The organism is Streptomyces sp. 2131.1 (genome assembly GCF_900105515.1).
Lineage (GTDB): Bacteria > Actinomycetota > Actinomycetes > Streptomycetales > Streptomycetaceae > Streptomyces > Streptomyces drozdowiczii.
The window spans coordinates 65,886-81,245 of the sequence record NZ_FNSY01000003.1; the positions used below are offsets into that span (position 1 = coordinate 65,886).

Consider the following 15,360-nt stretch of genomic DNA (forward strand, 5'->3'; position numbering starts at 1 on the left):
CCTGGTGGACAGCGGAGGATCACGGGCCCGGAGCGCTAACGTCGCGTCCTGGCCTTACAGGTAGGCGTAGGCGTTGCGCCAGGCCACGGTCATGGACGCCGTGGCGGTTGCGTCGGTACCGCGGAGCACGAAGTCCTGGCGGCCGGGCGGGATGAGGAGGTCCTCGAGCAGCGGCGAGGACCTGGTTATGAGACCGGCCACGCTGCCACTGCCCCGCAGGACCGTACGGGCCCAGGGCCGCGGGTCGATGGTGACCTTCTCGCCGACGGCAAGCGTCAGGTTCAGGCCGAGTTTCCACTTGCCGACCAGTTCGCACACCGGCTGGGAGATCGGGCCCGTGATGGTGATGACCGGCCAGGCCGGGCGGTTGCCGCCCACGGTGATCTCGCCGGGGACGCGGACGGCGCCCTCGCCGATCATCGAGATTGGGGCCTTGAGTGGCCCCCTGATGCCGCGGTGCGGGGGTGGGGCCATGTCGACGCGCACGCTCTGTTCGACGTCGTCGAAGCTGCCGGTGTGCGCTGTGGCGAATGTGGCGACGACGGGCGTGTATCCCAGCCTCGTCAGCTTCGACGCGGCCTTCGCGCACTGCCGGGGCCGCCCGTACCAGCGCCGCGCCCGTCCGCCCTGTGTCGTCGACAGCACGGCGGGCGTGGCCATGCGGTCGCGGACCGCCCTCGCGTCCCATGCCTGCTTCATGACCGACACCGCGTCCAGGTTCGCCCCATGCCGCTCGAGCAGTGTGTCGCCGTCATCAACGGTGTCAACTCCAACCTCGAACGTGATGGTGGCGCCCGTGGTGTAGTCCTGGCCGTGCCGAATGCCGTCCTCCCGCGGGAGCGGGGTGTCGCCGGCCGTGATGTCGGTGTCCTTCACCTCGAAGTCGTCGAGCAGGTAGTAGCCCGTCCGCACGGTCCCAAAGGTGAAGGCGGCGCCCGGGTGCACCCCGTTTGCGCTGTACGTCAGCTTGAATTCGCCCTCAGCCAGAGGCATACGCACCTCCCAGTTTGATCCGCCGCAGTTCGAACATTGCGTCGCTCAGGGCCTGGCCCGCGCTGGTGGGAGCGCTGGTCATGTTCAGGTTCAGGTCGCCGCCGACGAGCGGGGTGGACGCCGGCGCCGTGGTCGCGCGGGGCCTGGTCGTGCTCGCGCTCGAACTGCGCACGCCGCCGGCCGCGTACTGGCGGAGAGCGCCCTGGGCGAAGTACACGACCTGGCCGCCGAACATCTGCGCCACGCGCTGGAGGATGGCCTCGCTGCGCCTGCGCTTGCCGGGGGCCAGCGGGATATAGGCCTCCCCCTGAGTCTCCGGCTCATTCCACACGCGGATCTCGCCCGGCCGCCCAATCTGCGCAATGTGCCGCTCGGCGCCGGCCGCGAACGCCTTGATCCTGTTGGTGGCAGCCCGGATGCCGCCGTTGGCGTACTGAACGATGCCGCCGTCCGCGTGGGTGCGGACCACGGACGGCTTGCCGGATTCGCTGTACTTGACGGTGACGTGCACGGTCTTACCGGTGAGCCCGTTGATGGCGCCCTGGATGCGCTTCACGTTGGCCAGCGGCGTCCCCGTGGGAGCCGTGATTCGGACCGTCTTGCCGTTCGAGCCGTCAACGGTCTTGATCTTGTATCCGAGGTCTTTCAACGCCTGCTGGGCGACCTTCGTCGGCGCCTTGACGTCGATGGACTTGCCCTTGGGCAGGCCCGCCACCTTCTCCTGGACGTTCTTCAGGTCGCCCGCGGCCTGCTTGATGATGGCCTGGACGGTGACCTTCTTCTTGTCCGGGGCTCTGGCGATGTCCTCGGCCAGAGCGGAGATGTTGACGCGTGCGCTGCCGGTCGGAGCGGTGACCGACACCTTCTTGCTGCCGGGAATCCGCCGCACGGTGAAGCCCAGCGCCTCGATTTGCTCGCGCGCACCGATGGTGGGGGCGGTGATTTGGATGGACTTCCCCGGCTTGATGCTTTCGAGATCGCCGCGCAGACTGAGGAGCTCTGCCGTCGCCTTCGGGATGCCAACGGCGGTGATGAGCGTGGTGACGGTGTCCGGGACGAACCCCATCTGATCGGCGAGCGCCTTGGCCTGCGTCGTCGGGATTCCCATGTCGGTGGCAAGCTGGATGGCCTTGGCGCGGGCCCGCTCCATTGCCTCCTGGCCCTTGTCCATGGCGTCGGACATGGGCATCAGGCCCTGTTCCCCGGCCTCCCTTGCCCGGGTGGCGACGGCGAGCATGCCGTCGCGGAGCTGGGTGAGCTGGGTGTTGAGGGACTGGCCGTTCTTCGTCGCGGTGTTGACCAGGTGGTCGCTGCCGACGAGCGCCTTGCCCCAGCCGTCTGCCTTCGCGATGTTCGACTTCATCGTGTCGTCGATCTGAAGCATCACGGCGTTGAGCTGGGCTTCGGCGTCGTGGAAGGACTCGGTGTTCCCGTTGAGGGCCTCCAGCGCGCGCTTGAGGGCATTGACCCGCTCGTCTGCGGACTTCGTCTTGTCGCCGAAGGTCTGGACGGCGGCGCCGAGGCGGTCGTACGCGGTGTTACCCGTGGTGCCGGAGTTGTTGATGGCGTCGGCGAGTGCTTTGTGTTTCTTCGCCGCGTCCTGGAGCTCGCCCTTTACGGCGCCGAGGGCGTCCTTCGCGCGGATGGCAGCGAGGCCCTCGTCGTCCCATCCTTGTGAGACGCCCGCACTCGTCGTAATCCATTCCTCGTGGCCGTCGGCCGTCGCCTGGAGCTCTTTCTGCAGCGCCCCGAGGCTTTTCCCTTGACCGAGGTAGGCGTTCGTCAGCTCCCCAAGGCTGACGCCCGCCTCAGACATCACGTCGACGAGCTTGCCCTTGCCGTCGGCGAGCTCCGTGTCCTGGAGGAGCTGCGCGGCCTGGGCGCGCACGTTCGCGTCGATCGCGCCGCCGGAGGCGACCAGGGCGTCCGTCAGTGACTTGACGCGCTCCTGGTGGGCCTGGGTGGCGCGGGCCGCGTCTTCCTGCCGGGAGGCGAGGAGACCGAGTCCGATGGTGACGCCGGCGAGCGCGATACCGAGGGGGCCGCCGAGTGCCGAGGTGATGCCTCCGATGGCTCGTGAAGCGACGCGGTTGGCCGCGCCGATCCCGCGCATAGCGCCGGTGAACCGGTTCCCGGATGCTGCGGCACCGGAGTAGGCGAGGCTCATCCGCTGCCACATGGTGACCTGCGGGCCGAGGACGCCGGGGCCCAGCGTGCCGCGCATCGTGTTTCCGAGGCCGCGTACGGATGTGCCCGCGGCCGTGACGGACGTGCCGAAGGAGCGCAGCATGGTTCCGACGGCCGTAACGACCTTGAGGGCGAGCATCGTGCCCAAGAAGGTCGCCAGGACGGTGTTCGCCCCCGGGATGATGCCCATCAACGTGTTGAAGACGTTCAGCAGACCGTTGAAGGCCATGAGCAGGACGCCGAGCCCGGACCCGGCCGACGACAGGTTGCCGATCGCGGTGGCGATGTTCGAGATCACCGAGATGACTGCCGGGCCGACGGTCTGGCCGAGGGCCTCGAAGAAGGTGCCCAGCGCGGGCATCAGTTCGGTGCGGATCTGCCGTACGAGGTCGGTGATCCCGCCGTCCTTCATGGTCCTGCCGAGACCACGCATCATGTCGCCGAACAACATGTTGACTTCGTGGAAGGCGGGAGCAGCGTCGGAGAAGAACTGCTTCATTGACTTCTGGCCGGCGCCGGAGTTCGCCCAGCGCTGGAATCGGAGCATGCTGCCCTCGAGGCCGTCGAGCAGGGCGTTACCGGTGTCCATCGCGGCCTTGCCGACACCGCCGAGGCCCTTGATCAGGCCGACGCTGGTCCGGCCGAGCTGCGCGGCCTTGTCCCCTGCGTGGTCGAGGAATTGGGCGAGGCTTCCGGTCTCCCGGCCCGCCTTCACGGAGGCGCGCCACCACTGGGTCATCCGCTCGCCGCCCTGGGCGACGCGCTCGGCGAACGGCCCGCTCGCCACCAGGAAGTCCTTCGTGACGGACCCCATGTTCGCCAGGCTGTCCGTCAGGTGCCCGACGACCCGCGAGTTCGTCGACGCGATGGTCTTGAAGTCCTTGCGGAACGGACCCGTCTGCATGGCCTTGGCGCCACGTTCTGCCAGGGTGCCCATCTGCTTGGCGGAGTCGCCGAGGGCGTCCTTGAGGAGCGGGAAAACGGACTTCGCCAGGGGCTTGATGTCGTCGGCGACCTTGGAGAAGAACCGCTCGCTGACCGACATGCGGACCTTGCTCCAGGCCCCTTGCAGCGACGAGACGGCCTTGACCGCCTTACGGGCCGACGGGGAAAGCTTGTCGAGCGCCTCCTTGAGCTTTTCCTGCTGCGCCTTGGTGACCTTGCCGTCCGCGGCGAGCATCTGTGCTGCGGCGTTCGTCTGCTTGAGCGCCTCGCCGAATCCGGAGAACGCGATCTTCGTGCCGATCGCTGCGGTGCCCGCCGCGGCGATCAGGCCGGGTATGGCGCCGAGGACACCGACTGCGGGTGCAGCAGAAGAGACGAGCGCGGTCAGGCCGGCGCCGTACTGGCCGATGAGTGCGACTGCGGGCTGGAGCAGAGAGACGATGGCGCCGATGCCGAGCATCCGCAGACTGCGGCCGCGGCCGCGGCCGCGGCCCGGCATCCGCATGTTGACGGGGACGTTGACCGGATTGCGGTCGGCCTCGCCCTGAGCGTTGGTGATGAGTCCGCGGAGGCGGGTGAGGAGGCCTCCGCCGCCGTTGGCGTCGCTGTCCCCGTCTGGGCGGATGGGGATGTTCAGGTCGGTGTCGTCGATGCGGCGCCGGATGCCGGCGAGGGTGGTGCGGAACCTGTCCTCGTCGATCTCGACGCGGATTTTCGCGGTGACGCCCTTGGACGCCTCCTTGACCGCTTCCTTGAGCCGTCGTTTCAGGCCCTTGGAGTTGACCTCGACCTTGATCTTGGCGGCCAGGCCCTCGGCGGCCGTCTCGACGGCCGTACGCAGCCGTTCAGCGAACCCCGAAAGGTCGGCGACGACCGGCACGTCGAGGCGGCCGGCCTGCAGGCCCTCAGCCACTTCGGACCATTCCTCTCTGCATGGCGGCGGCGAGCATCTGGCGGTGGCCGCTCATGCGGGGTGCCTGCGGTTCCGGGGCGGACTGCGACGGCCGGGGCGGTGTGCCGGGGCCGCTGCGCGTCGTGGCGTCGGAGCGCGGCGGGCGAACGATGGTTGTCGGCTCCTCGCGCCGCTTGTCGGCGGCCAGGAGCCCGATCTCCTCGACGGCGAGAGCCAGGAGCTCGAGGACCTTGGTCCAGCCACCGAGAGGGGCTGAACGGACCCGGGAGTCGTCTGGCAGGCCATCGACGAGGGAGATCAGTCGCCGGAGTCCAAGGAATCCGGGTTGTCCGGGACGAAGCCAGATACGTCGGGCGTCGACTCGGTGGAAGCGGGAGAGGTCGGACTCGACGTCTGCGAATCGTTCGCGGACGAGTCGGCCGACCGAAAGAGCTTTCCCAGCTCGACCCCGTAGACCTTGATGAGGCCGGTGGTCAGCCGGACGTAGTCGCCGATGGAAGGGCGCTTCTCGAGGAATCCCTCGTGCTGCTCGACCAGGAGGATCGCGTAGGTCTGCCGGATCGCGGCGAGGAACTTCCGCGGGAGGGTCGGGCGTCGGAACAGGGCGGTGACGACCTCGGCGACGCCGGCGTCGCCGTCGGCCGATTCGATGACTTCGCCGAGGAGTTCGACCAGGCCGAGCTCGTCCGACAGGATCGGATCGAGGGCCTCGGCGGGCAGTTCCGCCGGGAAGATGAACTGCTCTCCGCCGAACTTGACCGGGATGCCGTCGGGGTACAGAACCTCGCGGCGCTCGGCGTCCAGGTCGATGACGAACGACGTGTCCATGTGCGTGACCTCTTCGTGGGTGCGTAGCTGGGTTGCCGGGTGTGGCAGCGCGCGGACAGTGGCAGCGCTGCACGGCTTGTGTCGCGCCGTGCGGCCGCCCCCGCCTGAGCAGGGCGAAGAGGGCGGCCGCAGGGCTGGGTCACGCGTAGGTGAAACCGCCGGTCTTGGTGACGTCGCCACCCGCGGAGACGACGACGACGTCCTTCGCACCGGTCGTACCGACCGGGGAGATCACGGACAGCTCGGTGTCGTTCTTGAGGATCAGACCGGTGCCGGCCGTGGTGCCGAACTTCACGGCGGTCACGCTGCCGAGGTCGGTACCGGTGATCGTCACGGCGGTGCCGCCGGCGATCGGGCCGCCCGAGGGCGAGATGGTGGCGATCGTCGGCTCCGGAGGCTGGAACGCCGGGTCGTCGGTCAGGACGTACCAGGCATCGGTGTCGTCGCCACCCTGGACGGCCAGGCGTAGCGGCAGGACGCTCTCCTTGGTCTTGGCGAGCTCCTTGGAAACGCCTTCCATCTGCATCGTGCGAGGAATGACGTAGCGGTAGTGCTTGCCACCGTCGATCACCTCGATGCACCCGGCGATCTCCGTGCGGCCGCCGATCCGGGGCGGAGCGAATCGGTAATGCTTCCCGCCTCCTGCGGCCGGGGTAACGGCCGTGATGCTGCCGCCGCCGTACACCGCCTTGAAGTTGCGGACGGACCACTGCTGCAGGTCCACCTCGACGGTTGCCGCGTCGGTCGTCTGGAACGTCCGGGTCGGGTACGAGGACTGGGCGCTGCGGACCTGCTCGAAGTTCGGCTCGGAGTTGAATTTGAGGCTGTCCTCAGTGAACAAGCCGACCGTGTACCAGCCTTCGGGCATGGCCACGGTGGCGTCGGCCGGGGCGACGGTCCCGACGGGAGCCAGCCACATGCGGCTGAGCTGAGGGATGAGAATCTCGTTGTTGTTCGTGGTCTCGCCAGCCATGGCGGGCTTCTCCTTGGTGTCCGGTGGTGGGGCGCGGACACCTTGGAGAGCCGAAGTGGTTAACGTCGCGTCGTCACGGATGCACGGTGACGGAGAGGTTCATGACCCACCTGGGTTGGCCATCGACGAGGGGCGACCACACGAGTAGCCCGGACGGCTTGATGCCGCTGAGGACCGGCTGGCCGGGGACGTGGGGCGCCTCCCCGAGCTGCTGGGCGGCCTGGGCGCAGCGCAGCAGGATCTTCCGCAGCTCGGCCTTGCCCGGCCATCCGCCGGGGTCGCCGTACGCCTCGAGCGTCACCTCCGGGGAGATCGCCCAGTTCATGTCCCGCAGGTCCCCGCCGGGGCCGTGGTCGATGCGCAGGTGCGGCCAGGGAGCCTCTGCGATCCCGGATACCCGGCCGGGGCCGCCGAGCGCGTCGGCGACCTCCGGGTGTTCCAGCAGCCAGACACGGAGCGCGGAGACCGGATCCGCGTCCGCCACGGTGGGCTCGCTCATCAGGCCGGGGTGGCGTAGCCCTGGCCACGCAGCCGGCGGGCGTAGTCCGGGGAGACGAGGAGCTTGGCGCCCGGCGGGTAGTTCGTGCCGTCGATGGTGTGGTGGTGGGCCAAGATGACCGCGACCGGGTCGACTCCCACGGGCAGGGCGGGGCCGACGACGTCCGGGGCGGGAGCCGTCTTACGGGCGGGGCGGGCCGGGGCGGTCTCGGTGACGGCCTCGGCGGTTTCCTCCGCCGCGGTGTCTGCGGCGGGCTTCTTGGTGGTGGGGTTCGTAGCCATGCCGCGCACTGTGCGCGCCGAACGCGGCTTGTGTCGCGCCGTCAGCGCCGCGCGGCGACGATACCGGCCGCGCGGGACATGAAGTGTGTGCCGTCGGCCCGCAGATTGCCCGGGTAGACGGTGCCCACCTCGGCCTCGACGACCATGGGTGCCTGGACGGAGACGGTGACGGTGACCCGCTTCCCGGCGATGACCGGCTGTCCGGTGTTGATGTGTCGGGCGATGCCTTCCGGGTCCTTGTGCGCGCGGCAGCGGCAGTTCTTGAGGTTGGCGATGGCGCGGGAGCTCCTGTCGAGCGGCTCGAGCATGTACGTCGTGGGGCCGACGCCGCGGTGCACCATGTCCCAGCGCATGGAGTCGATCGCGAACCGCAGGTTCCCGGGGACCTCTTGCCCGTTGGCGGAGACGTGCGTCGGGCGGACCTTGTCGTCGCCCATGGTTATCCAGCGCTTGGTGGGCGGGGCCAGGCGCTTCGCCTCGATCTCGACCTGGTGGGCGATGCGCTGTACCGCGGGGGCGAGCATCCGGGCGAGCTGCTGCTCGAGGCCCTGCGCGGGTGTGAACTTCGCTCCGGCCATCACGCCACCTCGGGCGGGTTGAGCGTGCCGACGGCCTGAACGTAGTCGACATCCGGGCAGCCGGGGACGGTGTGGTTGCGGGTGCTCGACAGGGTCCAGGACCGGCCGGTCTCATCGGAGATGGTGTCGCCGTCCTTGACCGGCCAGGCCTGCGGGTCGAGCCGTACCGACCACGATCCGTCGGGCTGCTCGAGGACCGATCCGGGCCAGGTGCCGCGCGGGGCCGGCTTCTGGTTCGGGTTCGGTGGGACGGGAACGCCGTTGGCGTCGCGCGCCCAGGGGTGGGCGAGCGCGTACGCCGTGAGCAGCGCGTTCGGCAGCACGACGGCCATGGTCGGCAGCTCCCTTCGTCAGCGGCCGCGGGCCGAGGAGTACGGCCACGGTGGGCGGGCGGGCCGGGCGAGGGGTTGGAACAGGCGGCGCTTCCAGCGGGCGAGGCTGGTGAGCTCGGGGAGGGCTCCGGCCTGGCCGGTGGTCGGCGCCGACTCGTAAGAGATCGACTGTCCCTCTGCGCTGACGGAGGAGACGCGGCGCCCCTGGGAGCCGACCCCGCCGGGGCGTAGCCGTTCGGACTCGGCGGCGTGTGTGGTCACGTACCGGACGATCGGGTCGACGGCGGCGCCGTCGAGGCCGACGAGGAAGTCGACGTCGTAGGCGCCATCTGTGCGGACGCGGTAGGTGGAGACCTGGACCAGGTCGTCGACGTCGAACGGCCACAGGGTGGCGTCCTCGAGCCGGTCGGTCCCGCCGACGTACGGCGTCAGGGCGGTACGGGTGACGAGCTGGGGGACGACGGGCTGGCCCAGGTACCCGACGACGTCGGCCTGCGCCTTCCGGATCGCGGTGAGCAGGTCGTCGCGCTGCTCCGCGGTGAGCGGGAGCGGCACGCCGAGTTCCTTGGCGACCGCTTCGGGGGAGGTGACGAGGCCCAGCCCGAGGGGCAGGTCCAGGCGTACGGACTCGTCCTTGACGGGCTGGGCCCCCTCGCTGGGGGTGAAGGAGACGGTGGCCCAGTAGCGGCCGGGAGGCACGTCGGGCAGCGTGAACCGGTAGACGCCGGCGCGCAGCCGGGTAGCCGGACCGGCGGCCGCCACGCTGGTGGTGCGGTCCGGACCGTCGTACAGGGACACGCTGGTGACCTGTCCGCCTGCCGGTTCGGGGTCGTAGTGCGCCCCGCCGTACATGGGCCTGTAGTCGAACACCCCGCGGCTCCTTACTTCTCGGCCTGGGCGGCGAGCCGTGCGGCCTGGTCCTGCAGTCGCTCCCTGATGCGCGCGGCGACGCTCTCGGAGACGTGAGCACCCGCGGGCTGCAGGAGGCGGTGGACGGGGTTGCGGTGCGGCCCGAGGAACGTCTTCTCGACCAGGCGGACGGTGCACACGAGGACGGAGCCGTACTCGGTGAGCGGGACGAACACGGAGTCGACGTCGGCCGGCGGCTCCTTGGTGGTGTCGTCGATGATGACCTCGGCGAGGTTCTCCTCGTCGGGGATGACCTCGGTGGGCGTGGCGTAGACAGGGGCCGCGGGCGCCTCCGGGGCCTCTTGGACGGCCGGGGGCTCGAGCGGCGCGGCTTCGGGTGCCTTCGCGGCACTGTCGGCCGGGGCCGTCTCCGACTCCTCGACGGTCGCCGCGGTGGCGGCCTCAGTAGCGGATTCGTCCGCCGCCGCGGTGCTGGCCGACTCCGCGGCCTCGGTGGTCGCGTCGGAGGCCTCTGCGGTCTTCGCGGCCGCGGTCTTACGGGTACGGGTGGTGCCTGCCATGGGTGGCTCCCTCTCGGGGGTTCGTGTCCGGACGGCGCGCACCATGCACACCCGGCGCCGCTTGTGTCGCGCCCTGCCTCGACCTGGCGGAGCGTGACCCGGGCGGCCCTCAAGCGGTGCGGAGGGACGCCCGGGTCAGGGGTCAGGCGTAGGTGAAGCCGTTGGACTTGGTGACGTTGCCGGTGTCGGCCGCGACGACCACGTTGACGGCCCCCGCGGCGCCCGCCGGGGCCTTCACGCGCAGCTCCGTGTCGGAGACGCGCTTGAGCTCGGTGCCCGGGGTGGCGCCGAAGTTGACCGCGGTGACGCCGGCGAGGCGAGTGCCCTTGATCGTGACGGTGGTCCCGCCCGCGGCCGGGCCGGTGGTCGGGCTCACGGTCGCTACGGTCGCTACCGGGGCGTAAAGGCGGTCGATCTCGGACTGGGGGACGATGGTTCCGGCCTGGTAGAGCAGGTGGAACCGAGAGCCTTCGGCGCGCCCGTCGCCGGGCCCGTACGCCTTGGACTCGTACACGTCCTCGGTGATCCGCATGGGGACGTCCGGGACGGCGGACGCGGGGAACGCCGACTTCTTGATCAGCGTCCCGTCTTCCTTGTGCAGCATGGGGTTGTTCCCTTCTGGGGTCGGTGGCGCGGCGAAGGATGGGGCACGGGGGCGCCTTGGGTCGCGTGCTACCGGGGGAAGAGGGGAGTTGCCCAATTGGGCAAGAATGATCTTGATGGGGCGGGACTTCCCATGTGGATCACCTAGTCGCGTCGTATCCGCTGCTCGCACAGCTCCGCGTACTCGGCCTTGGCCTCCACGCCGATGGATTCGCAGCCCTCAAGCCGCGCCGCCTCCAGCGTCGTGCCGGTGCCGGCGAACGGGTCCAGGACGAGCCCGCCGGGCGCGGTGAGCAGCCGGACCAGCCACCGCATCAGCGCGATCGGCTTCACCGTCGGGTGCGTGGTGCCGTCCGGCAGACGCGGCCGCTCGCTGGCCGGGGCCTTGGCCTGGTAGCGGAACGCCGGGTAGAACCGGGACGCGCCGCCGGAGTCCGCGCCCCGGACCGGCTTGCACGCAGCCTGACCCTTGAAGTCGCCGTAGACGTTGCGGAACTTGTCGGCGTTGCGGCGCCGCGGGTTCGCCCCGGAGGTGAGCCGCCCCGACTGACCGTCCAGCTCGGCGACCGGGCATCCCTCCGCGCAGCCGTCCGCGCAGCCGTCGACGATCCATCCTGCCTCGTCGACGGCCCATGCGTGGGACAGCAGGACGTTGGTCGGCCAACGCCCCTCCGGGTCGCCGAGCGGGGTCTTGCACGCGGCGGTGTTCATCGCACCGGTGCCGTACGCCAGGACGTTGGAGGCGACCGTACCTTCGAGGGGCTTCCGCGCCAGGACGATGGGCTCGTGGCCGGGCTTGAGGGCGGTGTTCCAGCCCTCCCAGCGCGCGGCCTCGGCGGTCGCCGGCGTCGTCACGTCGAACGTGTCGGACTGGAGCTGTGGGAACACCCCGGAGCCGGCGCGGGTCCGGCGCGCCGTGCCGATGACCTTCCGCTCCTCCCACGCCTCGCCGGGCGCGTTTTTCCGCCCGTTCAGCTCGTGCACCAGGTCATCGAGCGCGGCCGGGGCCTCGAACCCCATCTCCGCCTTCAGCTGCTCCCACTGCTCCACGGTCGGCACCGCGGCGGACTGGCGCTGTGTCGTCCAGTGCTGCGCCATGCCGTTGAAGCCGAACAGGGCGTCGATCTGCGGATTCGTCCAGCCAACGGAGTCACGGAGCGCCGCGAACTCGGTGGTGAACCGGCGGCGCGCCGGGTGATCGTCGCGGCGTCGGTCGATCAGCTTTCCCACGTCCTGGCCCTTGGGGAAACCGGTGCCGTACATCCAGTGCAGGGAGTCACGGATCTCGAATCCGGCGTCCTCCACGGCCACGGCCATGCGGTGGTAGGTGCGGGTCGCGCCGAACGCAGCCAGGTGCCCGCCCGGCTTGAGGACGCGCAGGCACTCCGCCCACAACTCCACGCTGTACGCGATGCCGGAGGAGTCCCACGCCTTACCGAGGAAGCCCAGTTCGTACGGCGGATCGGTCACGATGACATCCACGGACGAGTCAGGGAGGGTGGGGAGAAAATCGAGGGCATCGGCGCAGTAGACAACGGGCTCAGGGCCCGTCGTCTCCTCCGCACGGATCGGGGCCTCTCGCCCAGCCGGAGCGAGCTTTGTTGCAACCACGGGTACGTCCGTTCTGCCCCACGCGCCGGGCCCCCGGCTGGCGGCCTGCTGAAGACGGTGAGGCGTGCGGGGATGTTGTGAAACTAGTTCCGCTTGCGTCGCGCTCAGAGGATCCGCAGGTCGTCCCAGCCGTCCGGGCCGACGCTGAACACCATCAGGCCCGAGGAGGAGACCTCGCCGGAGCGGACGGCGTACCAGTCGCTGCCGTTGTCCAGGGTCGGGGCCTGGACCCAGAGCCTGCCGTTGCCCATCTGCTGCGCTCGGAAGTGGTGAAAGTGGCCTGTGATGAGAATGTCGGCGTCGGCCACGGGCTGCCGGCCGAACGTCTGCCCTCGCCACCAGTCGCCGGCCTTGTCGGGGCGTGCGTACTGGTGCCCATGGGCCAGGCCCACGATCTTCCCGGCGACGTCGAGCGACACGGTGTCTCGCCACCGCTCCGGCATGACGAAACTGACGTGTCCGTACGCGTCCTCGTTGCGGGCGTAGGCGTCGGCGATCTGGGACATGACCTCAATGCCCCAGTCGTCGACGGGCGGCCCGACGGCGTCCTTCCCGCGGCGTACGCGGCCGTGGTTGCTGCCGCAGGTCGCTGCGACGACGCGGCCGAACTTCCCGGCGAGGCGGTCGAGGCCCTCGAAGGTGATGCGCCGGTGGACGCGGACCATCTCGGTCAGGGTCAGGTCGTTGGTGAACGCCTGCTGCGTCGTGTTCTCGAAGCCCTCGACGCAGTCTCCGGCGTCGGCCCAGTAGGCGACGGACGGAGCCCTGCCGACGGCCTTGAGGTCGCGGATGTGGTCGTCGAGCCGGTCGAATCGGTCGGCGACCCGGGCGATGAGCTCAGGGGTGCCGCCGTCGCGGCCCACCTTTCCGGCCTGGGCGTCGGCATAGACCACGATCAGGGCGCGCTCCGCGGTGTCCACGGCTGCGCGGGGCTTGCGACGGCGGCGCATCGTGTCGCGGACGAGCGCGTCAAGGTCGCCCGCCGACTGCCACGCGGGGGCAGCCGGCTCGATGACGTACCGGCAGCGCCATACCGCGCGGGTGACGGCGTCGTCGCCCTGGTTGTCGCGGTGCCAGGCAGCCGGGTCGTGCTTCGCCTCGACCAGGCGGACGCGGAAGCCCTCGGGGATGGCGAGCCCCATCTCCTCGACGCGCTCGCGCCAGTCGGCCTCTCCCGCGGGCGGCTTGTCGGCGGGCGGGGCGGTGACGACCATCGTCCCGCCCTCGTAGCGGACGCCGGACTCCCAGCCGCGGGGCGCGGCCGGGTAGACGCGCTCCGTCTGGGGGGCCTGACTCTGGCCGTGGGGCACAGGCTCGAGGAGCGCCTGCAGCTCGTTGTTCAGGGTCATCACTCGCACCGGCATCCGTTCGGCTTCCCGCGGCGCCTGTGCCGGTTGACCGTGTAGGCCGTCACGGGGTCGCCGTAGCGGCTGAGCGTCTCGGCGATGGCCGTGGCGGAGACGCTGGTCGTGTCCAGCACTGCGCGCAGCGATGCGGCAACGTCGGCGTCTGCTGCTTCCAGGAGGGCACCGACGCTGCAGCGGGGGCCCCGGTGAGCGGCGGGGGCGCCCGTGAGGGCCTCCAGCTCCTGGGCGAGGCCAATGGGTTGTTTCTCGATCACCAGCGTCCTCCGTCGTCCTGTGGTGGTACGTGGGAGGGGGCGCACCCGTGCGGGTGCACCCCCTCACTGCGGCACGGATCAGCCGGCCGGCTGGGTCCAGGTGCCGATGACGAAGGACTCCGGCCGCGGGACCTCGAGCGCCAGGCGCTCGTCGGCGCGGAAGGTGATCAGGCCCTTCTCGTAGTTCTCCGCGTTCTCCGAGGAGACGGTGACGGAGACGTTCTCGCGGTCGTGGAGCTGCGCGCCGAGACCGAACGCACCGATGAGGAAGTCGGTGTCAGCCATCGCGGTCGTCTCAACGACGTTGAGGCGCCACACCTTCTTCTCGGCGCCGATGGCGACGGCGATGGCGACGCGGAAGGCGCCGTTCTTGTCCTCCTCGACCTCGACGTGCTCCCACATCGTGGGCGACAGGACGATGCCGGTCGGGTCGTACTCGGCGAGCAGGGCCTTCGTGATGCTGCGCCGGATCTGGACGCTGTACTGGTCGGTCGCGATACCGGTGTACTGCTGAACGCCCGGGGTGTTGTAGATGCCGGTGAGGGACTGGCCGTCGCCGACGGAGTGCAGGAGGTCCCAGTCCTCGGCGTACTTGACGCCCTCCACCATGCGGGTGTTGATGAAGGTCTTGAGGCGGGGCTCGTCGGACAGGATGTTCTTGTGCGCGTCGAGCAGGTGGGCGACCTCGGCGACCGGGTACATCACGGGCGTGAGCGTGAGCTTCGACCGCGGGGCGCGGCCCCAGGTGTCGGTGTCGGCGCCGGTGGCCGGCGACGTGCCGTCCGCGGCGTACCGCTCCTTGACCTGGCGGGCGTTGTTCGTCCAGCCGGTCTCTCGCGCGCCGTAGAGCACGGCGTTCTTGGTGGTCGACTTCGGGAACAGGTCGCGGATGTGGAACTTCCGGAACGGGCGCTCCGTGATGCCCAGGTTCTGCGCGGAGCCCAGGGTCTGGTGGGTCACGGTGCCCGCGGACAGGGAGAAGATGGACTTCCCCTCGATGTCGGCGCGGATGTACGGCTTGTCACGGAAGTGCTGGGCGGTGGCGCTCTGGAAGGAGCCGGACTCGACGAAGAGGTCGCCGAGGGATTTCTCCTCGACGCCCATGGGGCGCTGGCCGTAGTGGCTGGCCGCGGCCGGCGCGGACTCCGGGGCCTCGAGGTACTGCTTGATCTCGGTCAGGCCCTGCTCGGCGTCGATGAGGGCCTTGATCTCCTGAGCCTCGCCGGAGACCTTCCGGAACTCCCGGGCCTGCTCGGTGGAGACGACGAACTGGCCGCCGTCCTCGACCTTGAAGGTCTGGCTGATCCGCTCGGCTTCGGCGGACTTGACCTGGAGCGCCTTCTGCAGCTCCTCGATACGGCTGGTGGTGGCGGTAGGCATTTGGGGTGCTCTCCCTGTGCTGGGTGCGGTTGACGTGCGTCGCTCGCCCGGCCAGCACCGGGACGCCTCAACGCGAGGCGTGATGAAAGAGAAGGAGAGGGGTTAACGTCGCGTGCTGCCCGCTTGGGACGTCAAGAGCGGGCAGCACACGGGGTTTGACCTGCTGCTTTGTTCTCGGAGGTGTGT

The 15,360-nt window shown here is 70.0% G+C and carries 15 protein-coding genes; all 15 read right to left on the reverse strand.

Annotated features, from left to right (window positions below; translation table 11 throughout):
- Window positions 1-54: 54 nt before the first annotated feature.
- Window positions 55-993 (reverse strand): hypothetical protein, encoded by a 939-nt coding sequence (locus tag BLW14_RS33520; RefSeq protein WP_093711132.1) that lies wholly within the window; start codon window positions 991-993, stop codon window positions 55-57.
- Window positions 980-5,038 (reverse strand): hypothetical protein, encoded by a 4,059-nt coding sequence (locus tag BLW14_RS33525; protein ID WP_093711133.1) that lies wholly within the window; start codon window positions 5,036-5,038, stop codon window positions 980-982. Before BLW14_RS33525 ends, BLW14_RS33520 begins: the two co-directional genes overlap by 14 nt.
- A gap of 297 nt (window positions 5,039-5,335) precedes the next feature.
- A complete protein-coding gene (locus BLW14_RS33530) occupies window positions 5,336-5,866 on the reverse strand; it encodes a hypothetical protein (RefSeq protein ID WP_093711134.1) in 531 nt (176 codons plus the stop codon).
- A gap of 139 nt (window positions 5,867-6,005) precedes the next feature.
- The gene (locus tag BLW14_RS33535) at window positions 6,006-6,839 is read right to left on the reverse strand and encodes an IPT/TIG domain-containing protein (protein WP_093711135.1); all 834 of its coding nucleotides are present in this window, start codon (window positions 6,837-6,839) and stop codon (window positions 6,006-6,008) included.
- A 73-nt stretch (window positions 6,840-6,912) separates the two neighbouring features.
- A complete protein-coding gene (locus BLW14_RS33540) occupies window positions 6,913-7,338 on the reverse strand; it encodes a hypothetical protein (protein ID WP_093711136.1) in 426 nt (141 codons plus the stop codon).
- Window positions 7,338-7,619, reverse strand: a complete 282-nt coding sequence (locus BLW14_RS33545) for a DUF7210 family protein (RefSeq protein ID WP_143052047.1) — start codon at window positions 7,617-7,619, stop codon at window positions 7,338-7,340. Before BLW14_RS33545 ends, BLW14_RS33540 begins: the two co-directional genes overlap by 1 nt.
- 41 nt (window positions 7,620-7,660) lie before the next feature.
- On the reverse strand, window positions 7,661-8,197 hold the full coding sequence (locus tag BLW14_RS33550) for a hypothetical protein (protein ID WP_093711138.1): 537 nt from the start codon (window positions 8,195-8,197) through the stop codon (window positions 7,661-7,663).
- Window positions 8,197-8,529: a hypothetical protein gene (locus BLW14_RS33555; protein WP_093711139.1), complete on the reverse strand. Its 333-nt coding sequence runs from the start codon at window positions 8,527-8,529 to the stop codon at window positions 8,197-8,199. The genes BLW14_RS33550 and BLW14_RS33555 overlap by 1 nt, the downstream gene beginning before the upstream one ends.
- A gap of 18 nt (window positions 8,530-8,547) precedes the next feature.
- The gene (locus BLW14_RS34755) at window positions 8,548-9,399 is read right to left on the reverse strand and encodes a hypothetical protein (RefSeq protein ID WP_093711140.1); all 852 of its coding nucleotides are present in this window, start codon (window positions 9,397-9,399) and stop codon (window positions 8,548-8,550) included.
- An 11-nt stretch (window positions 9,400-9,410) separates the two neighbouring features.
- Window positions 9,411-9,959, reverse strand: coding sequence for a hypothetical protein (locus BLW14_RS33565; RefSeq protein ID WP_093711141.1), 549 nt, complete (start codon window positions 9,957-9,959; stop codon window positions 9,411-9,413).
- Window positions 9,960-10,101: 142 nt separating this feature from the next.
- Window positions 10,102-10,563 (reverse strand): IPT/TIG domain-containing protein, encoded by a 462-nt coding sequence (locus tag BLW14_RS33570; protein ID WP_093711142.1) that lies wholly within the window; start codon window positions 10,561-10,563, stop codon window positions 10,102-10,104.
- Window positions 10,564-10,706: 143 nt separating this feature from the next.
- Window positions 10,707-12,032, reverse strand: coding sequence for a DNA methyltransferase (locus BLW14_RS33575; RefSeq protein ID WP_218137717.1), 1,326 nt, complete (start codon window positions 12,030-12,032; stop codon window positions 10,707-10,709).
- 245 nt (window positions 12,033-12,277) lie between these two features.
- A complete protein-coding gene (locus tag BLW14_RS33580; RefSeq protein ID WP_256333067.1) occupies window positions 12,278-13,522 on the reverse strand; it encodes a hypothetical protein in 1,245 nt (414 codons plus the stop codon).
- On the reverse strand, window positions 13,522-13,794 hold the full coding sequence (locus BLW14_RS33585; RefSeq protein WP_093711144.1) for a hypothetical protein: 273 nt from the start codon (window positions 13,792-13,794) through the stop codon (window positions 13,522-13,524). The genes BLW14_RS33580 and BLW14_RS33585 overlap by 1 nt, the downstream gene beginning before the upstream one ends.
- A 78-nt stretch (window positions 13,795-13,872) precedes the next feature.
- Entirely contained in the window at window positions 13,873-15,174 is a 1,302-nt protein-coding gene (locus BLW14_RS33590; protein WP_093711145.1) for a phage major capsid protein, read from the reverse strand.
- Between the last annotated feature and the right edge of the window lie 186 nt (window positions 15,175-15,360).